The organism is Leisingera sp., assembly GCF_982940295.1.
Window position 1 is genome coordinate 106,674 of the sequence record NZ_CEYXRG010000014.1, and the last position, 20,344, is coordinate 127,017.

Sequence of the window (20,344 nt, forward strand, 5' to 3'; positions counted from 1 at the left end):
GCAGCCGAGGGCGCGGGAGCACACCCCGCCTCCCCCGCCGGAAGGATCACCCCTCGCCGGACAGGTCCTTGAGGATCGGGCAGTCCGGGCGGCTGTCGCCCGCGCAGCTGTTGACCAGCTCGCCAAGCGTGTCGTGCATCGCCTGAAGATCCGCGATCTTCTCCTCGATCTTGGCCAAATGCTCCTGCGCCAGCTGTTTCACATCGGCGCTGGCGCGGCTTTCGTCCTCGTACAACGCCATCAGGGTGCGGCAGTCCTCGATGGTGAAACCCAGCGCCCGGGCCCGGCCCAGAAAGGCCAGCTTGTGCAGATCAGTCTCGGCAAAGCAGCGGTAGCCGTTGGCGCTGCGGTGCGGCTTGATCAGACCAATGTCCTCGTAATAGCGGATCGTCTTGGCAGGAAGCCCTGAGCGGCTGGATACGTCCCCGATGTTCATGCGCGCGCCTCCTGCTTGCCGGTTTCCTTGGCCGCAGATACTGCCTGCTCCTCATCTATGGCAGGTTTCAGGCGGCGCAAGCGCAGGGCATTGGACAGCACAAACACGCTCGACAGCGCCATCGCGCCCGCAGCCAATGCCGGCGACAGCAACGGCCCGCCAAAGGGATAGAGCACCCCGGCGGCCACCGGGATCAGCAGCACATTATAGCCGAAGGCCCAGCCCAGGTTCTGGCGGATGTTGCGCATGGTGGCGCGGCTGACGGTCAGCGCATTGACCACCCCGCGGAGATCGTCGGAAACCAGCACCACATCTGCCGCTTCAATGGCCACATCGGTGCCGGTGCCGATGGCGATGCCTGCATCCGCCGCTGCCAGCGCCGGCGCGTCATTGATGCCATCGCCGACAAAAGCCAGCGCGCCATGCTCCGCCTGCAGCTCCTGCAGCGTCTTGACCTTGTCCGCAGGCAGGCATTCGGCTTTCACCGCGTCAATGCCCAGCCGCCTGGCAATCGCTTGCGCCGTCGCGGCTGCATCGCCGGTGATCATCGCCACCTTCAGCCCCTGATCGTGAAACGCCTTGATCGCTGCCGGGGTGCCCGGCTTGATCGGGTCGGCCACCGCAATCACCGCCGCCGCCTGCCCGTCAATGGCTGCATACAGCGGAGTTTCACCGCGTTCCGCGAGCCTGTCACCTTCCGCCGCCAGCGCGCCAAGCGCGATGCCTTCGCGCACCATCAGCCGGGCAGCGCCCACCAGAACCTCGCGCCCCTCTGCCTCTGCCCGCAGGCCGTAGCCCGGGATCGCCTCAAAGGCGTCCGCCTTGGGCAGCCCCTTGCCGGCCGCTGCCGTGATGGCGCGGGCAATGGGATGTTCGGACTGCGCCTCAGCCGCGCCGGCCAAGCGCAGGACCTCCTCGCGGGTGAAACCCTCGGAGCAGATCAGCTCAGTCAGCGCCGGACGCCCCTCGGTCAGGGTGCCGGTCTTGTCGAGCGCCACCACCTTGATCTCCTGCAGCCGCTGCAGCGCGTCGCCCTTGCGGAATAGCACCCCCATCTGGGCGGCGCGGCCGATGCCCACCATGATCGAGGTCGGCGTGGCCAGCCCCATCGCGCAGGGGCAGGCGATGATCAGCACAGAGACGCCGGCCACCAGCGCCAGCGGCAGCGACGGCGCCGGACCGAACAACGACCACGCCAGCACCGTGAGCGCCGCCACCACGATGACCGCGGGCACAAACCACAGGGTGATCCGATCGACCAGCCCCTGCACCGGCAGCTTTGCGCCTTGCGCCTGCTCCACCATGCGGATGATCTGCGCCAGCACAGTGTCGCGCCCCACACGGGTGGCGCGGAATTCCAGCGCGGAGTTGCCGTTGATGGTGCCTGCTGTCACCTCATCGCCGCGGGATTTCGCCACCGGCACCGGCTCACCGCTGATCATGCTTTCGTCGATGTAGGAGCTGCCCGAGACGATCTCGCCGTCCACCGCAATGCGCTCGCCCGGGCGGACCCGGATCAGGTCCCCTGCCCCGATCTCCTCGACCGGCGTTTCCACAGCGTCGCCGCCGGCAACCACCATGGCGGTCTTCGGCTGCAGCCCGGCCAGTTTGCGGATCGCGGCGCCGGTGCGCCCCTTGGCGCGCGCTTCCAGAAACCGGCCGGTCAGGATCAGCACCACGATCACCGCGGCGGCCTCGTAATAGACATTGGCGGTGCCCGCGGGCAGCAACCGCGGCGCAAAGGTGGAGATGACTGAGAACCCGTAAGCGGCCGAGGTGCCCAGCGCCACCAGCGCGTTCATATCCGGCGCCCCCCGGAACAGTGCCGGGAACCCCTTGGTATAGAACTGACGTCCCGGCCCCGCCAGCACCAGGGTAGTCAGGGCGAATTGCAGCAAGTAACTGTTCTGCATGCCGATATTGGCCGCAACCCAATGATGCAGCGCCGGAATAATATGGCTGCCCATCTCAATCAGGAAAACCGGCAGCGTCAGCACCGCGGCGATCAGCACCTGCCGCCCCAGCGCGGCGATCTCATCCGCCTTGCGCTGGCTCGCCTGCTCCGCCTCATCCGGTGCGCCGCTGCTCAGACGCGCCGGATAGCCCGCATCTGTCACCGTGCGGGCCAGATCGGCGGCGCGGACCGCCCCGGTCAGGAACCGCACCTGCGCGCTTTCGCTGGCCAGGTTGACGCGCGCCTCCAGCACGCCTGGCACCGCCAGCAGCGCCCGCTCTACGCGCCCCACGCAAGACGCGCAGCTCATGCCGCTGAGCGCCAGGGTCACTTCCGACTCCGCCGCCGGGTAGCCCGCGGACTTGAGCGCATCCGTCAGCTGAACCAGCTCCACTTCCGGCGCGGCCTCGACCTGGCCGGTTGCGTTTGCAAGGTTCACCGAGGCCGTCTCAACCCCTTCGACCGCAGCCAGGGCACGTTCGGCGCGCCCGGCGCAGCCCGCGCAGCTCAGATTGGTGATTTGCAGTGAAATACGGTTGTTTTCTGACATGGGAGACCTGCGGGTTTTATCCTATGTTAGGCCATATGAGGGTTCCAGTCAGGGGAAGGTCAAGGCCCCGCGGCAAGATTCCTTCCCAAAACTGGAAGCCTGCGGGCAAGCTGCTGGAATACGCAGTTTTTTCTTCCTTAACAGATGGCGCGGACCGCCGCTCAGCTGTCGCATTCGGGGCAAAGCCCGGCACACCGGGACTGCTAGGGTGCCGAGGCAATGCTTGCGTGCGCCAGCCGGCAAATGTAACGCTGGGTCATTCCGGCCCGCGGCCCTGCCGCTGGCAACGCATTCACCCCGGACCCGCCCTGCGGCGGCCCGGCCCCGGAGAATATGGACGAAGGACCAGTCACATGATCAAAACCCGCGCCGCCGTTGCGGTTGCCCCCGGCAAACCGCTGGAAATCATGGAGGTGAACCTCGAAGGCCCCAAGGCGGGCGAGGTTCTGGTGGAAATCAAGGCAACCGGCCTGTGCCACACCGATGAATTCACCCGCTCGGGCGACGACCCCGAAGGTATCTTCCCGGCAATCCTGGGCCATGAAGGCGCCGGCGTCGTGGTCGAGGTCGGCGAAGGCGTCACCTCGCTGAAGCCCGGCGACCACGTGATCCCGCTCTACACGCCCGAATGCCGTGAGTGCGAGTACTGCCTCAACCCCAAGACCAACCTGTGCCAGGCGATCCGCTCGACCCAGGGCCAGGGCCTGCTGCCGGACGGCACCACCCGCTTCTCGATGCAGGACGGCACACCGATCCACCACTACATGGGCTGCTCGACCTTTGCGAACCACACAGTGGTGCCGGAAATCGCGCTGGCGAAAATCCGCGAGGACGCGCCTTTTGACAAGGTCTGCTACATCGGCTGCGGCGTCACCACCGGCATCGGCGCGGTGATCAACACCGCCAAGGTGGAGATCGGCTCGCGCGCGGTGGTCTTTGGCCTCGGCGGCATCGGCCTCAACGTGATCCAGGGCCTGCGGCTGGCTGGTGCCGACCAGATCGTCGGTGTCGACCTGAACCCGGGCAAAGTGGAAATGGCCGAGAAATTCGGCATGACCGACTTCGTCAACCCCGCTGAGGTCGAGGGCGACCTGGTGGCGCATCTGGTCGAGCTGACCGGCGGCGGCGCGGATTACACCTTTGACGCCACAGGCAATGTGCAAGTGATGCGCACTGCATTGGAATGCGCTCACAAAGGCTGGGGTGAAAGCATCATCATCGGCGTGGCGCCGGCCGGGGCCGAGATTTCGACCCGTCCGTTCCAGCTGGTCACCGGCCGCAGCTGGCGCGGCACCGCCTTTGGCGGCGCATCAGGCCGCACCGACGTTCCGAAGATCGTCGACTGGTACATGGACGGCAAGATCGAGATCGACCCGATGATCACCCACAAGCTGACCCTGGACCAGATCAACGAAGGCTTTGACCTGATGCACGAGGGCAAATCCATCCGCGCCGTGGTGGAATTTTAATCCCCGGCAGACTGCCAAACCGCAAGACGCAGGCCCCAGGGCCTGCGTTTTCATTTTGACGAGGGGCTAGTCTTGCAGCGCCCAGTATGCCCCAGCACCAGGGCTAGGCCCGAATATTATGGTCAGTGTTCGCCGGCCGCCTCCGCAGCATCCAGTCTGACGCCGTAGCCCCACAGGCGGCGCAGGTGCTTGAGGACCTCTTCCTGATCCTCTTCATCCAGATGGATGCCGTCGCGCACGGTATGTGTCAGCTTCAGCTCGCGGTCGCCCCGCAAGTCCGCGTCCGTCACCTGGATATCCGGTTCCAGATAGGCCAGGTCATACTGCTTGGCCAAATCGCGCCGGATCGCCTTGTAACCCGCGCGGTTGTGAATCTGGCTGACAACCAGATTGGGCAGATCCGCGTCATTGGTCAGCGTGAACAGCTTGAACTTGCGGATCAGGTTCGGCGACAGGAATTGCTGGATGAAGCTTTCGTCGCGGTAGTTCGCCCAGGCATCGCGCAGCACACCGCGCCAATCCGGGTTGCCCGCAAAGTCCGGGAACCACTCCCGGTCCTCATCGGTCGGGTCCTGGCAGATGCGCCGGATGTCCTGCATCATCGCAAACCCCAGCGCATAGGGGTTGATGCCTGAATACCGCGGGTCGTCAAACTCAGGCTGCATCACCACATTGGTATGGCTGTGCAGCATCTCCATGTAGGCGCCTTCGGTGATCTGGCCTTCCTCATAGAGCTTGTTGATGATGTAGTAATGCACGAAGGTCGCGCAGCCCTCGTTCATCACCTTGGTCTGTTTCTGCGGATAGAGGTATTGCGCCAGCATCCGCACGATACGCAGGATCTCGCACTGCCAGGGCTCCAGCACCGGGCTGTGTTTCTCCAGGAAATACAGCAGGTTTTCCTGCGGCAGGTTCATCTGCTTGCGGCGCGCGCTGTAGGACGCATCCTCGGCCTCTTCCAGCTTGTCGCGCCCCAGGGTGCTATCGGTCCAGATGTCCAGCACGCTCTGGCCGCTTTCGTAGCCCTCGCGCACCTTCTGCATCGCGACCAGTTCCTCGCTGGTTGGCTTGGGCGGGCGGCCATAGCGGAACACGCCTTGGGATTGCAAGGCATGGGCGGCGTCCAGCACTTCCTCCACCGCGCTGAGGCCATAACGCTCTTCGCAAGCGGCGATGTAATTTTTGGCAAATGCCAAATAGTCATGGATGCCCGCCGCGTCAGTCCATTGCTGGAACAAGTAGTTGTTTTTGAAGAAATGATTGTGCCCAAAGGCCGCATGCGCCATCACCAGCGTCTGCATCGCCATGGTGTTTTCTTCCATGTTGTAGCTGATGCAGGGGTTGGAGTTGATGACGATCTCATAGGCCAACCCCTGGCGGCCGGTGCGGTACAGCGCCTCGTCGCGGGCGAAATGCTTGCCGAAGGACCAGTGCTGATACATCAGCGGCAGGCCGACACAGGAATAGGCATCCAGCATTTGCTCGGCAGAGATGATCTCGATCTGGTTGGGATAGACATCCAGCCCAAGATCTTCGAGCGCGATCTGCTCGATCGCGTCGCGCGCCTTTTCCATCAGCTCAAAGGTCCATTCCGGCCCGTCGAACAGCGGCGCGCGCGCCTTTTCAGCTGCCTGCATTCTGCACCCCTTTCACCTTGGGAAGGAAGAACTCCCGGAAAATCGGATAGATATGGCCCGGCTGCGAAACCCGCTGCATCTCGAAATGCGGGGCCTGTGCTTTCACTTCACGGTAGTTCTGCCACAGGTCTTCGCCTGCTTCCGGGTTGTTCAGCAGCATTTCCGCCGCTTCATCTACAATCTCCACATAGGCATAAAACTGGCTGACCGGCAGCAGGTCGTTCAGCAAAAGGTTCTTGCAGCGTGCCGAGTCATTGCCGAAGTTCTCTCCGTCGGAGGCCTGAGCGCCGTAAATGTTCCACTCATCCGGCGGATAGCGTTCCTCGATGATCTCCTTCATCTTCTCCAGCGCGGTCGACACGATGGTGCCGCCGGTTTCGCGGGCGTAGAAGAAGGTTTCCTCATCCACTTCCTGCGCGTGATGGGTGTGGCGCACGAACACCAGCTCAGTGTGCTCATAGCAGCGCTCCAGGAACAGGTGCAGCAGCAGGAAGAACCGTTTTGCCAGGTCCTTCTCGCGCTCTTGCATTGAGCCGGACACATCCATCAGGCAGAACACAACTGCACGGGAATTGCGGATCTTTTCCGGCACAAAAGTATCGTAGCGCAGATCCAGCGGGTCGATATAGCCGACCACCTTGCGTTTGCGGATGATGCCGTCCAGCTTTTTCCGCAGCGCCTCCAGGAATTCCTCCTGCGGAGGGGTGCGGTCGTCCAGCGCTTCCAGTTCAGCGATCTGCTCTTCCAGGTCGCGCTGGGATTTGGTGGTGGGACGCTGCAGGGCGATCCGGCGGCCAAGCGAGTTGCGCATGGTGCGCACCAGATTGAGGTTGTTGGGCGTCCCGGCAGTTGTCAGGCCAGCGCGGCGGGTGCCAATGGTTTCAGTTTCCACCGTGGCTTTTTCCACCAGATCCGGCAGTTCCAGCCCTTCAAACAGGATTTCCAGATATTCCTCCTGGGTGAGGGTAAAGGAAAACTCGTCCTCGCCGTCGCCCTCCTCAGACGCCTTGCGGCCGCCCTGCCCCGCGCCCCCCTGGGGACGCTTGATGGTGTCGCCGACAACAAAATCCTTGTTGCCGGGCAGCACGTGGCGGCGCAGCCCGCCCTTGGAGGAATGAAAGAACCGCGGCTCCTTCAGACCCCGCGACGGGATCGTGACCTTTTCGCCTCCGTCAGGGACGCCGCTTCCGTTCTGGATCGACTTCCCCCGGACCGACTGGTCGACGCGCTCCTTAATGTTCTCCCGGGCCCGCCGCAGGAACCGCTGGCGGTTCCCGAGGCTCTTGCCCTTCGGATTGGCGCGCCTGTCGATGAAATGATGCATGTTGCACAGCGCTCCTCTTTAGCCCGCCTTGTTGACGCGCATGTACCATTCGACCAGGCGCCGGACCTGCCGGTCGGTATAGCCATGGCCGCGCATCCGCTCGACGAACTCCTGGTGCTTGCTTTCGGTCTTGCTGTCCTTCTTGGACCCGAAGGAGATCACCGGCAGCAGCTCCTCGACCTGGGAGAACATGTGCTTCTCGATCACGTCGCGCAGCTTCTCGTAGGAGTTCCAGGCCGGGTTGGACCCGGTGTTGGCACGGTGGCGCAGGGCGAATTTCACGACCTCGTTGCGGAAGTCCTTGGGATTTGCGATGCCGACCGGCTTCTCGATCTTGCTCAGCTCCGCATCCAGAACCTCGCGGTTATAAAGCTGGCCGGTATCCGGATCCTTATAATCCTGCTCCTCGATCCAGGCATCGGCATAGGCGATGTAGCGATCAAAGACGTTCTGGCCGTATTCGGTATAACTTTCGAGGTACGCCTTCTGGATCTCGTTGCCGATGAACTCCTCATAGCGCGGCGCCAGTTCGGTCTTGATGAACTCAAGATACTTCTGCTCCATCTCCTGCGGGAACTGCTCGCGCTTGATCATCTGCTCCAGCACATACATCAGATGCACCGGGTCCGCCGCGACTTCGTTGGTGTCGAAGTTGAATGTGGTCGACAGCACCTTGAAGGCAAAGCGGGTCGAGATGCCGTTCATGCCCTCATCCACGCCGGCCCGGTCCTGGTATTCCTGCACCGTTTTGGCCTTGGGATCGGTGTCCTTCAGGCTTTCGCCATCATAGACCCGCATCTTCGAGTAGAGGTTCGAGTTCTCATGAGGCTTCAGGCGGGTCAGCACCGAAAAGCGGCTGAGGATCTTCAGCGTCTCCGGCGCGCAGGGCGCATTGCGCAGCTCGCTGTTCTCGATGAGTTTTTCGTAGATCGACGTCTCATCCGAGACCCGCAGGCAGTACGGCACCTTGACGATCGACACCCGGTCGATGAAGGCCTCGTTGTTCTTGTTGTTCTTGAACGACTGCCATTCGCTCTCGTTCGAGTGCGCCAGGATCAGGCCGCTGAAGGGAATGGCGCCGAAGCTTTCGGTGCCCATATAGTTGCCTTCCTGGGTCGCCGTCAGCAGCGGGTGCAGCATCTTGATCGGCGCCTTGAACATCTCCACGAATTCCAGAATGCCCTGGGTCGCACGGTTCAGGCCGCCCGAGAAGCTGTAGGCGTCCGGGTTATCCTGGCTGAAATGCTCCAGCTGGCGGATGTCGACCTTGCCGACCAGGGTCGAGATGTCCTGGTTGTTCTCGTCGCCCGGCTCCACCTTGGCGACACAGATCCGGCGCAGCCGCGACGGATGCAGGCGCACAACCGAGAACTTGTTGATATCGCCATCAAATTCATCCAGACGCTGCACCGCCCAGGGCGACATCAGTCCCGGCAGACGGTGCTGCGCGATGCCGTATTCCTCCTCCAGCACCTTGCCCATTCGAACCGGGTCAAACAGGCCCAGCGGGCTTTCGAAGATCGGCGAGATCTGATTTCCGGCCTTCAGCACATAAATCGGCTGATCCTCCATCAGGCGCTTCAGGCGTTCCGCCAGCGAGGATTTGCCGCCGCCGACCGGCCCCAGCAGGTAGAGGATCTGCTTGCGCTCCTCCAGCCCTTGTGCGGCGTGGCGGAAGTAGCCGACGATCCGCTCAATGGTGTCTTCCATGCCATAGAAATCATGGAATGCGCTGTAGCGCTTGATCGTTCGGTTCTGAAAGATCGGCCCGAGCCGCGCGTCCTTGGACGTGTCTACCAGCTCCTCTTCGCCAATTGCCCTCAGCATCCTCTCGGCGACGTTCGCGTACAGGCTTGGATCGTCGCGGCAGGCATTCAAATAGTCCTGCAGCGGCATTTCCTGCTCGCGCGTTTCGCCGTACTGCTCTGCAAAAAGTTCGGCAATGTCTTTCATCGTGGATCAAGCCTCCTGGTTAACTGGCGCCGTTCCTCCTGGCGTTTCTTCGCGCACGGACAGACGGGTGCCCAGCACGTGGGCATAAGTGTCCGCGTCAGTGTTGAGTTCTGATTTCTGCTCGGCGCCGCTGCTGGCGTTATACGTCCGGCTGGCCGCTCTTGGCGGCGGCCTGCGCCCGGTTACCAGGGCTGTCGGCGTCGTCTTTACTTACTCTCGAGCTTACACCAATTACGAACTTCTTCCTATCTGAAAGTGGTGTACTTTTAATTAATTGCCAGAATCTTTTGCGGGAAATTTTCATCACATCAAAGCGAACACCCCCTTCAACCACCCCTTCTGCAACGCGGCATTTCAGCGGCTTGCGGGCGCGCTTCCGCCATGAGGTGATTGCCGCACCGCGAACTCGCCCCTGAGTAATATCCCATAGCAGGAATGCTTGCTTTCATGGACCAGCCGCAGCGGAGTCCACCCCGGCACTAAGGCTGGTCCGCAGCTGCTTTCCCGTGAAAAAGCTTAAAATTTCTGCGGCAGCCAGGACACGGTTGCCGCTTAATTTACTGTAACAGCGGCGCCCATCCACTGGACAGGCCTCGAAAAATCATCACAGTATGGCCTCAAAATGGCCGCAAAAGACGGCCGGTGGGCGAAACTACAGGCAACGGAACCACGCAGCGCGCGCCAATTGATTTCGGCGCAGCCGCGTACAGATTGAGCGGTAAAAAAATGAGCACGGTAGCATTTATTACCCGCGACATGGCGGGCACTACACAGCATGGCAATTTCTCCGAAGGCACGCCGGCGCGCATTAATGCGGGCCCGTCCAAGGACATTTCGCTGAATCTCAACCCAGCCGACGTCGAGAGCTATGCCCGCCGCGGCGGCGACCTTCACATCACCTTGGCCAACGGACAGGAACTGGTGCTGGAGAACTATTACTCCTTCAGCTCCACCGGTGGTAAGAACCTCTTTCTCAGCTCTGAAGGCGAGTTCATCGAGGTCGTGCTGGAGGACAAGTCCAGCGGTATGCTCTTTGCTACCTACGAACCGCTCGACCTGACCGGCAAGTGGAGCGCCTACGACGAGATGGTGTTCCTGGACGTCGACCGGATCGAGCCGGTGGTTGCACCGCTCGCCGCACCGCTGTTCGGCGGCCTGGGGGCCGCAGGGGCCGCAGCAGGTGTCGTTGGCGCAGCCGCCATCGCCGGCAGCGGCGGAGGCGGCGATGGCGGCACCGCCGCAATCGTGCCTACGGTGAATGACCCGGACGCCACCTACCCGGTGTCGGGCTCCACCACCTCTCCGGTTGAAGTCACCGGCACCGGAGCGCCGGGATCCGAGGTGACAGTCACCGTCGGAACCGCGACCCAGACAACCACAATCGATGACGACGGCAACTGGAGCGTGACCTTCCCGGTTGATGATCTGCCGCCGGACGGAAACTACGATTCAACCGTTCATGTTGTTGACCCGGATGGCACCGAATTCGACCTGGATGGCCCCACCGTGGTGATCGACACCGTTGCCGATGTAACCCTTGATGAGGGCCAGGCTGGCGGCGATGACATGATCAACGCAGCGGAAGCCGCGGATGGCGTCACCCTGACAGGGACTGCTGAAGCAGGTGCGACTGTCGAAGTAACTTTCCAGGGTGTCACCCGCACGGTCACCGCCACAGAAAACGGCACCTGGAGCGCGGACTTTGCGGCGTCTGAAATCGCCGCTGGCGAGTACGACTCAGAAGTTACCGTCAAGGCGACAGACAGCTTTGGCAACACCGGCAGCGTGACCGGCACCATCCGTGTTGACACAACAACAGCGGTGGAGATTGATCCCGGTCAGGCAGGCGGCGACGATCTGGTCAGCGGCTCCGAGGCCGCGGCAGGCCTGACCCTGACCGGCACCGGCGAGGCAGGGGCGACGGTCAGCGTCACTGTAGAAGGCGTGACCCGCACCGCCACGGTAGACGCGGACGGCAACTGGGCCGCCGTGTTCGAAGCAGGCTCGCTGCCTGCCGGTGAATATGACACCACCGTCAGCGTGACATCGACCGACACGGCCGGAAATACTGCGACGGCCACCGCCGACCTGCGCGTGGACACGCTGGTCGACCCGCTGACCCTGGAATCCGGCAGCATCGAGGGCGACAACGTTGTCAACGGCTCCGAACGCAGCGACGGGGTGACGCTGACCGGCACAGTGGAGCCGGGCTCGACCGTTGTCGTGCAACTGGGCAACGCCACCGAAACCGCAACTGTCGATGCCGCCGGCAACTGGAGCGTGGATTTCGCCGCCTCCGACATTGCCCAGGGCAGCTACGACGCAGATATCACTGTCACGGCCACGGACGCCGCCGGCAACACCTCGGAAATCAGCGACACGCTGACCATCGACACCGAGGTAACGCCGTTCACTGCAGACAGCAGCCAGACCGATGACGATGTGCTGAACGTCGCAGAGCGCGCGGCGGGCCTGACCATGACCGGCACAGTCGAGGCTGGATCCAGCGTTGAGGTGAACATCGGCGGCGTCACCCGGGCTGCGACCGTGGATGCGGACGGCAACTGGAGCGCCGCCTTTGACGCGGATGACCTGCCCGAGGGCGACACCACTGCCACAGCAGAGATCACCGCGACCGACGCGGCGGGCAACACCCAAACCCTGACCGAAACCTTCGGCATCGACACTGAGTATGACGCTCCGAACGTCGGGGACGTGATAAGTACCGGCGCCGGTGTCAGCGGTTTCTTCAGCGATGATTTCGAGACCGGCGACACCGCGCATGAGCTGACCAGCGGCGGCAGCGTCTCAGATGTCACCGGCACCGAAACCGACCTTGGCGGCGGCCGTACTTTGTTCAGTTTCGACGCGGACGTTCCGGACGGCTCGCATCTGGTGGTCAACCGCGTCGACGACGCGGGCAACAGCTCCGGCACGATGGTTGTGCTTGAGGACGGCGCCGGCGCAACGGTGCTGGACCACGCAGGCCTGTCGCAATTCAACATCGATGAGCTGAACCTTGTTCATGCTGATGGCGTCGACCTGACCCTGACCGAGGCGGACATCAACGCGCTGTCCGGCAACTCTGACTCGGTGACTGTGCATGGCGGGGCGGATGACACGCTCACGATTACCGGCGCGACCGCAACGGGCACCGAGACCATCGATGGCGAGGCATACAACGTCTACACCATCGGCGACGACGGCACCACGCTGATCGTCGACGAAGACGTCAATACCGTGATCTGAGCGGCTGGCCTGGCGGGCAATTCCGCCGGGCCCAACACAACAAAAGCCTTAAACACAAGGGCAAAGGGCAGGATGCAACCGGGACGCTTTCTTTGCGCCATCGCAGTGATGTGCAGCCTGTCGGCCTGCGCCCAGTCACCGCTGTCCGGCGGGTCCGAAGGCGCCGGTGCAACAGCACCGCGCAGCAATTTTTCCCAATCGGGCGATGCCTCCTCCGAAGTGATCCGGAAGCTGATGGAGCGCCGCTCCCTGCTGACTGATGACAGCGCTTACGGCGAGGTGGCGCAGGCCGCGATTGCCGCCTCGTCCCGCGCGGCCGAGGCCGAGCTGATCAGCGCCAAACTGCGGGCCGAAGCGGCCTCCAAGAACTGGCTGCCGACGCTGGGCCCTTCGGTCAGCCTGACCGATCTGGGCGATCTTGTAGCGGGACTGCTGATCGAGCAGGTGCTGTTCGACAACGGCCGCCGCAAGGCAGAGCGGGCCTTTGCCGCCGCTGATGTCGAAGTCGCCGCGGTTAACCTGTCAGAAGACATGAACAGCCGGGTGGAAACGGCGGTTGGGCTGTATGCCACTGCCCTGCGCGGCGACGAGAAAGCTGCCTATGGCAACCGCGCCCTGCGCCGGATGCAGGACTTCCGCCGGATCGTTCAGGGGCGTGTTGACGGCGGTGTGTCAGACCGTGCCGACCTCAATGTCGTGGACAGCAAGATCAGCGGCATACGCACCGCCACCGCTACCGCCCAGGACGCCGCCGCCACAGCGCGCGCCGAGCTGCAGGCGATGACCGGGCAGTCTTTCCCCCGGAAGCCCGCGCATCTGGAGATTGGCACCCCGCCCGAGCAGATTCAGTTCCTGTCCGTGCTCAAGGCCGGCGCTGAGGCAGAGCGCACAATTGCCCAAGCCAAGTCGGGGCGCGCAGGCCTGCTGCCGCAGATCTCGGCTGCGGGCAATGTAACCACCGACGGGTCCGGCGCCGGGATCACCCTCGGTACCGGCCAGCCGCTGGGCCTTGGCACCCCTGCAGCCATCCAGGCGCTGGAAGCCTCCAAGGAGGCCGCAACCCGCCAGGTGGGCGAAGCAGAGGAAACCGCCCGCCGCACCTACAGCCGACAGATCCAGCAGATCGCCTCCTACCGCCGCCAGGAGGCCGAGACGGCAGCCCTGGTGCGCCGCAGCCGCGAAACCTATGAGCTGTTTCAGAAGCAATTCGAGGCTGGCCAGCGCCCGGTGATGGAGGTGATCCAGGTCTACGAGGAGCTGGTGCGCCGCGAGCAGGCCTTTATCGACGCGAAATACGAGGTGGTGCTGATCCAGCTGCAACTGGCGCGCGACCTGGGCCTATTGGCCGATGGGGACAAGATTTGACGGACACGACACAAAAGCCCCCGCGCCCCCTGCCCGCCTCCGGCAAAAAACCGGTGCTGCGGGCTGTACCTGCTTCCGGCCCGCACGCTGCACCGCAAGCCGGGATGCAGCCCGCCAATACCCCTGCCCCGGCGCCCGGTCCCAATGCACCGCTCAAGCCGCGCACCGACAATCAGACCAAACCCCAGCCGCAAGAAGCGCAGCCAGAGGTCGGCTCCCTGCTGGAGGGTGCCGCGGCCCGTATTCAGCACCGCGCCAGCCTGATAGCCACACTGGCCGCGCTGAAGGGCAGCGAAGTGCCGATCAGCGATGTCGCCGCCTTCCTGTGGAAGGAAACACCGGGAGATTTGTCCCTGCACACGCTGGCCAAGGCGGTGCAATCCGCCGGGTTGCAGCCCAAAATTCTGGAGAAGCAGAGCCTCGCCCCCGCGCTGTGGCCTGCGCTTGCGGTGATGTCCGGCGGCCAGTGCGTACTGGTGCTGAGCCAGGCAGATGAAGCCCTGACCATCTACGACACCTCCTGCCCGGACAACCGCACCGAGGTGCCGCTGGCGGAGTTCTCCCCCTATTTCACCGGCACGGTGCTGTCGGCCCGCCCTTCGCTCAGCCAGATGGCGGCCAAGCACACGCCGCAGATCGATCCCGGCCATTGGTTCTGGAGCGAGTTTCCCAAATACCGCCGCCAGGTGGGTGAGATCATGCTGGGCTCTCTGGTGGCGAACATCCTGGCCGTCTCCGTCGCGCTGTTCTCCCTCCAGGTCTATGACCGGGTGGTCCCGCACCAGTCGCACGCCACGCTGTGGGTGCTGGCGGTCGGCGCCTTTTTGGCGATCGCGCTGGAGGCAATGCTGAAGCTGGCGCGCGCGCGGCTGACCGATGCGGCCGGCCGCCAGATCGAGCTGTCGGTGCAGCACAACCTGATGCGCCGCCTGATCGGGATGCGCTCGGACAAGAAACCGCTGCCGCCCTCCGGCCTGTTTGCCGCGATGCGCGATTTCGGCTCGGTGCGTGAGTTCTTCACATCCTCCACTATTTCCACCTTGGCGGACATCCCCTTTATCGCGGTGTTCCTGCTGCTGGTCGCCTCGATTGCCGGACCGGTGGTCTGGGTGATTGTCGCGGGCGGCATCCTGATGCTGCTGCCTGCATACTTCATGCAGAAAAAGATGATCGCCTATACCCGCCAGACGCAGGGCGCCAATGCCAAGGCGGGGCGGCTGCTGCATGAGGTGGTGACCGAGCTGGACACCGTGAAAACCCAGCGCGGCGAGGACCGGGTGCTGCGGCTATGGGATGAACTGAACACTCTGTCGTCGCATTCCGCGACCGAGCAGCGCAAGCTGTCCAGCGCCCTTACCTATTGGTCGCAAGGTGTGCAGCAGGCGACCTATATCACTGCGGTGGTGCTGGGAACGCTGCTGGTCTTTGCGGGCGAGTTCACCGTCGGCACCATCATTGCCACAGGTATTCTGACCAGCCGCACGCTGGCGCCGCTCACGCAGTTTGCCGCCACCCTGGCGCGCTGGAGCAACGTCAAGGCGGCGCTGGAAGGGCTGGATGCGATTGCCCAGGCGCCGCAGGAAAAGGAACAGGAACGCACTTATCTGCGCCGCCAGAAAATCGAAGGCCGGTTTGAGCTGCGCGAGATCATGTTCCGCTACGAGGACGACGCGGCGCCGACGCTGGACGTGCAAGCAGTGGCGGTCACGCCGGGCCAGCGGGTTGCGGTGCTGGGCGTCAACGGATCGGGCAAGTCCACACTCCTGAAACTGCTGTCCGGCCTTTATGCCCCCGACCGGGGCCGCATCCTGCTCGACGGCACCGACATGGCACAGATCGACCCGCGCGACCTGCGCGCCAACATCGGCTACCTCAGCCAGGATGTGCGGCTGTTTGCCGGCTCCCTGCGCGACAACCTGAACCTCAACCAACTGGAGCGCGATGACGACCGGCTGTTGGAGGCGCTGGAGTTCGCAGGCCTCGGCGCCCATGTGCGCAACCACCACAAGGGTTTGGACCTGGAGATCAGCGACGGCGGCCATGGCCTCTCGATCGGCCAGCGCCAGTCGATCGGCTGGGCCCGGCTGTGGCTGCAGGACCCGTCGGTCGTGCTGCTGGACGAACCCACCGCGGCGCTCGACCAGACGCTGGAACGCACCCTGGTCAGCCGCCTGGAAGGCTGGCTGGAGGGCCGCACCGCGGTGATCGCCACCCACCGGATGCCGATCCTGTCGCTCACCAACCGGACCCTGATCCTGCAGTCCGGCCGGATGGTGGTGGACGGACCGCGTGATCAGGTTCTGGCCCATCTGGCCGCCGGAGAAGGCAAATGAGCATGGCCCTGCACGATCCCTACGGAAATGCCGAGACACCCCGCAGCGCCAGCCGGATCATCTATCTGGCGCTGGCCGCCGTTGTGACCTTTCTGATCTGGGCCGCCTTTGCCTCCATCGACGAGATCGTCCGCGGCGAGGGCCAGGTGGTCTCCTCCTCCCGCGCGCAGATCGTGCAGAACCTCGAAGGCGGCATCCTGGCGGAACTGCATGTTCGTCAGGGCGATATCGTTTCCGCCGGTCAGGTGCTGGCCAAGCTGCAGGACACCAAGTTCCGCGCCGCCGCCGACGAGCTGCAGAACCAGATCGACGCGCTGGAGATCAAGCGCCACCGGCTGGAAGCACAGATGAAGGGCGCCTTTGAATTCTCCGTGCCGGAGATGCTGGCGCAGCGCTCCCCCGGCATCCTGGCCTCGGAACGCGGCCTGCTGACTGCGCGTCAGACTGACTTCACCAGCCGCCGCGACAGCGCCCGGCAGATCATGGATCAGCTGAACGCCGAGCTTGCCAATATGGAGCAGCTCTACAAGCAGAAGATCGTCGCGCTGATCGAGGTGAACAAGGCCCGCAAAGCCGCAACCGACGCCCGCGCCAAATACAGCGAGATCGGCACCCAAGCAGAGCTGGAACAGGCGGAGGAGTATTCGCAAACCCTGCGCGACCTCACGACCCTGCGCCAGGAACAGCGGCTGGCGGTGGACCAGCTGAACCGCACCATCATCACCTCCCCCATGGCTGGGATCGTCAACAGCCTGGCCGTGACCACCATCGGCGGCGTGATCCGTCCCGGCGAGGAAATTCTGGAGATCATCCCGCTGGGCGAAGAGCTGTTTGTCGAGGCGCGGGTGAAACCCGAAGACATCGCCAGCGTGCAGCCCGGCCAGGACGCCACCATCAAGCTGTCGGCCTATGACTACACCATCTATGGCTCGCTGCGCGGAAAGGTGGATTTCGTCTCCGCCGATACCTTTGAAGATGAACGCAACCCGCGCGCCGAACCCTATTACCGGGTGACGGTGCGGGTCGACAAATCCGGTTTCACCGAACGTCAGCAGTCGATCGAGATCCGTCCGGGGATGCGCGCCACGGCAGAACTGCAGACCGGTGCAAAGACCGTGCTGCAGTACCTGCTGAAGCCGCTGTACAAATCCCGCGAGGCTCTGCGCGAGCCGTGATGGCGCTGCCAGACCTAGGCCGTTGCAGCCGCACTATTACTTTGGTTTCCGGCTGTTCCTAGCCCGCGCGGCGCATGAGTTCGCGCAGCGAAGCATCCAGCGCTGTGCCGATTGAAACCCGCCGTTTGCCCATCGCCGCCTTGGCTGAGATCACCGAAACCAGCCGCGGCGGCAGGCCCGGACGCATCTCCAGCACCGGCGACCCGGACGCGCCAAAGTCCACTAGGCAAGACAGCACCAGGGTCCGGCTTTGCCTTGCCAACACGCTGCACGACGGTTCCAGCCCCGGCCGGGTAGCATGCCTGCGGGTATAGGACAGAACCCCCAGAATATCACCGCGCGCCGCGTCCGGCGACATTGTCAGAGGCTGGATGCGGCTGCGGCTGATCGGGCGGTCCAGCTTGAGTACCGCCAGATCGCTGCCGATCTGATGCTTCCCCGCGGGCCGGTAACGGTATTGCGGATGCATCACCGCCTTAACCACCTGCCGCAGGGCCACTGCCTGCCGTCCCGACAGACCAGCCTCAAACCAGATCGCCGCCGGCGCAACCTGCGCCCCTGTGCGCGGATCAAACAGGCAGTGCGCGGCCGTCAGCACAAGATCCGGCGCAACCAGCGCGCCGGTGCAGATGTTGCCATTTGCAATGTTCAGCCGTCCGACGGCCTCCCACCCCTCAATGGATGCGGCGGCTGACTGCGTATCACTCGCAGCCGCGCCGATGGGCATGCCCAGGGACAGGCATGCCGCCATCGCAGCAATTAGTCGTCTCATTACCCACTCCAGCTTCCCGCAAACCTATCGTCATTCAGGCGTGCGGCTGGAATGAGGCCCGAAATTGCCGTGAAGAGGCAAATTCATGGACAGATTGCGGCAGCGTTAACAATTCCCTAACCCCCCGGTTATTGATGATTAACCATGGCAAATAAGACCCATCCTTTGCCAGAAAAACCCGAACAGCGCCGATGGAAACCAGAGAACTCCCCGGAAACGCGGGAAAATATTCTGCCGCTCAACCGGGTTTCGAGCGCAGTACAGCCACCATACCAGCGATTCGCACTCCCAGCTTTGTTAACTATTTGCTGCCGCGTGGGTCCTCTGAGCCGGAGGGAATGGCTCCGTACTGCCGTCGCCCGCGCCGCCGCAATCGTTAATGGCCGGGCAGTCCCGGATGAGCGCTTGCGCGTAAAACCACAGCAACAGACTGCTCTGCGCATTGCCCTGCTCAACCTTATAGCGAAGCAAAAAAATCGAAACCCTATCGTAAAAGTGCAGGCGCATTAACCGATAAAAAATCTATCTATCGTTGAAAATGGAGGCAATCGCATCACTCGCATCTGACGCGGCACCACCCGCGGGATGCCTCTCCGCTGGAGGTCAAATTGAAAATTCTGAAATCCATGAAGCTCGCTTACAAGCTGCCGCTGCTGATCGTCAGCACTGCACTGGTGCTGACAGCCGTTCTGATTGCCGTCAGCACCAGCAACTTCCGCCGCGGCGTGCTCGAGAAGAGCGAAGTGTTCATGCAGTCCCTGGTGCAGGACCGCGAATTGGCCCTGCAATCCTATTTCGAGGGAATAGAGGCCGCCATTCTGACGATCGCCTCGGTGCCCTCGACGGCCGATGCCATGAAAGACTTGACCGCGACCTGGTCCACCCGGGCCGGCGAAGGCCAGGCCGAGGTGCAGAACCTTTCACTGTTTGCCTCTGCAGCATCCCCCTACGAAATTCACTTCGAGCGCAATCATCCCGCCTTCAAGAGGGTTATGGAGAGGATGGGCTTCTATGACATCTTCCTGATCAGTCCGGCAGGGGACGTGGTCTTTTCGGTCACCAAGGAAAGCGACTACGCCAGCAACATGATCACCGGCCAATACCGCGGCACAGGTCTGGCCAAAGCGTTCCGGATGGCGGAGGACGGAGAAGCCGGCCGGGTTTATTTCTCCGACATCGAATCCTATGCGCCCAGTGCGGATGCCCCGGCGGGCTTTGCGGCAACCCGGATCGTGGATGAGGCAGGCCGGTTCGCAGGGGTTTTCGCCCTGCAGGTTGCCATTGACGAAATCGCAACGATCACCACCAATTTCGGCGGCGAGCTGGAAACGCTGGATGTTTACCTGATCGGCGGCGACTTCAAAGCCCGAACCCAATCGCGCCTCGAGGGGCGGCACCGCGTACTGGAAGAGCTCCCCAGCCTGCCTTACATTGAATCTGCCTTTTCCGGCATCTCCTCCGGAGGCGGCTCTGCTGGCGCGGGCGGTGACCACGCCGGAATATTCCACCCTGCCGTCCAAAAGCCGGATGGGCGTACCGTGGCAGCCGTCACCGCACCCTTCGCTTACCGCGACCTCAATTGGGCAATCGTGGCTGAGCTCGACCGGGAGGAAATACTGGCGCCCGCTGTCCGGCAGCGCCAGATCATGCTGCTGATCTCCCTGTCCCTGGCTGCCGTTGTCTCCTGTCTCGGCTGGCTGTTCGCGCGGTCGATCACCCGCCCGATCGACAAAATCTGCGCGCACATGGAGGCCGTTGCTTCAGGCGATCTGGACACCAGCATCGAAGCCGCCGGGCGGAACGATGAAATCGGCAAGATCGGCAAAACTCTGGTTTCTATGCAGGCCGACCTGAAACAGGCCCGCCTCGCCGAAGAGCGCCGCAATGAGCAGCAGCAGCAGCAGCAATTCGTGGTTGAAAGCCTGAGCGCCGGCTTGGTGCGGCTGTCTGCCGGGGATTTCTCGCAGCCTATCACAGAAGCCTTTCCGGAGGACCACGAACAGCTGCGCCGTGATTACAACCTGACCTTGGAAACGCTGAAGGACACTGTGCAGCAAGTGATCGTGGCAGCGGGCAGTATCCGCAACGGTGCCGCCGAGATCAGCCAGGCCTCCGACGACCTCTCGC

At 63.1% G+C, this 20,344-nt stretch carries 12 protein-coding genes; 6 read left to right on the plus strand and 6 right to left on the minus strand.

What is annotated here, in order from left to right:
• Window positions 1-46: 46 nt before the first annotated feature.
• Both cueR and AC4HIX_RS13930 read right to left on the minus strand, forming a co-directional pair.
• Window positions 47-436, minus strand: coding sequence for a Cu(I)-responsive transcriptional regulator (gene cueR, locus AC4HIX_RS13925; RefSeq protein WP_039181103.1), 390 nt, complete (start codon window positions 434-436; stop codon window positions 47-49).
• Entirely contained in the window at window positions 433-2,940 is a 2,508-nt protein-coding gene (locus AC4HIX_RS13930; RefSeq protein WP_490399385.1) for a heavy metal translocating P-type ATPase, read from the minus strand. Before AC4HIX_RS13930 ends, cueR begins: the two co-directional genes overlap by 4 nt.
• Window positions 2,941-3,296: 356 nt before the next feature.
• Here AC4HIX_RS13930 and AC4HIX_RS13935 point away from each other — a divergent pair, with 356 nt between their 5' ends.
• Window positions 3,297-4,409, plus strand: a complete 1,113-nt coding sequence (locus AC4HIX_RS13935; RefSeq protein WP_475053008.1) for an S-(hydroxymethyl)glutathione dehydrogenase/class III alcohol dehydrogenase — start codon at window positions 3,297-3,299, stop codon at window positions 4,407-4,409.
• A 122-nt stretch (window positions 4,410-4,531) separates the two neighbouring features.
• On the opposite strand, the gene AC4HIX_RS13940 is transcribed toward AC4HIX_RS13935, so the two are convergent.
• From AC4HIX_RS13940 to AC4HIX_RS13950, 3 genes are read right to left on the minus strand one after another with little or no spacing between them, the layout of a single operon-like run.
• Complete coding sequence (locus AC4HIX_RS13940; RefSeq protein WP_475047098.1) at window positions 4,532-6,046, minus strand: SpoVR family protein; 1,515 nt, start codon at window positions 6,044-6,046, stop codon at window positions 4,532-4,534.
• A complete protein-coding gene (locus tag AC4HIX_RS13945) occupies window positions 6,033-7,370 on the minus strand; it encodes a YeaH/YhbH family protein (RefSeq protein ID WP_475047100.1) in 1,338 nt (445 codons plus the stop codon). Before AC4HIX_RS13945 ends, AC4HIX_RS13940 begins: the two co-directional genes overlap by 14 nt.
• Window positions 7,371-7,388: 18 nt before the next feature.
• Window positions 7,389-9,323, minus strand: a complete 1,935-nt coding sequence (locus AC4HIX_RS13950) for a PrkA family serine protein kinase (protein WP_475047102.1) — start codon at window positions 9,321-9,323, stop codon at window positions 7,389-7,391.
• A 726-nt stretch (window positions 9,324-10,049) separates the two neighbouring features.
• Between AC4HIX_RS13950 and AC4HIX_RS13955 the strand changes: the two genes are divergently transcribed.
• The 4 genes from AC4HIX_RS13955 (at window position 10,050) to AC4HIX_RS13970 (ending at window position 17,445) form a co-directional block, all read left to right on the plus strand.
• Complete coding sequence (locus AC4HIX_RS13955; protein ID WP_490399386.1) at window positions 10,050-12,572, plus strand: Ig-like domain-containing protein; 2,523 nt, start codon at window positions 10,050-10,052, stop codon at window positions 12,570-12,572.
• 72 nt (window positions 12,573-12,644) lie between these two features.
• Window positions 12,645-13,937, plus strand: coding sequence for a TolC family protein (locus AC4HIX_RS13960; RefSeq protein ID WP_490399387.1), 1,293 nt, complete (start codon window positions 12,645-12,647; stop codon window positions 13,935-13,937).
• Between the two features lie 104 nt (window positions 13,938-14,041).
• Window positions 14,042-16,270 (plus strand): type I secretion system permease/ATPase, encoded by a 2,229-nt coding sequence (locus AC4HIX_RS13965; RefSeq protein ID WP_490399388.1) that lies wholly within the window; start codon window positions 14,042-14,044, stop codon window positions 16,268-16,270.
• Window positions 16,267-17,445 (plus strand): HlyD family type I secretion periplasmic adaptor subunit, encoded by a 1,179-nt coding sequence (locus AC4HIX_RS13970; RefSeq protein ID WP_490399389.1) that lies wholly within the window; start codon window positions 16,267-16,269, stop codon window positions 17,443-17,445. The genes AC4HIX_RS13965 and AC4HIX_RS13970 overlap by 4 nt, the downstream gene beginning before the upstream one ends.
• A gap of 58 nt (window positions 17,446-17,503) precedes the next feature.
• On the opposite strand, the gene AC4HIX_RS13975 is transcribed toward AC4HIX_RS13970, so the two are convergent.
• Entirely contained in the window at window positions 17,504-18,217 is a 714-nt protein-coding gene (locus AC4HIX_RS13975) for a trypsin-like serine peptidase (RefSeq protein WP_490399390.1), read from the minus strand.
• Between the two features lie 608 nt (window positions 18,218-18,825).
• Here AC4HIX_RS13975 and AC4HIX_RS13980 point away from each other — a divergent pair.
• Window positions 18,826-20,344 (plus strand): HAMP domain-containing protein (locus AC4HIX_RS13980; RefSeq protein WP_490399391.1); only part of this gene is annotated, 1,519 nt, incomplete at its 3' end.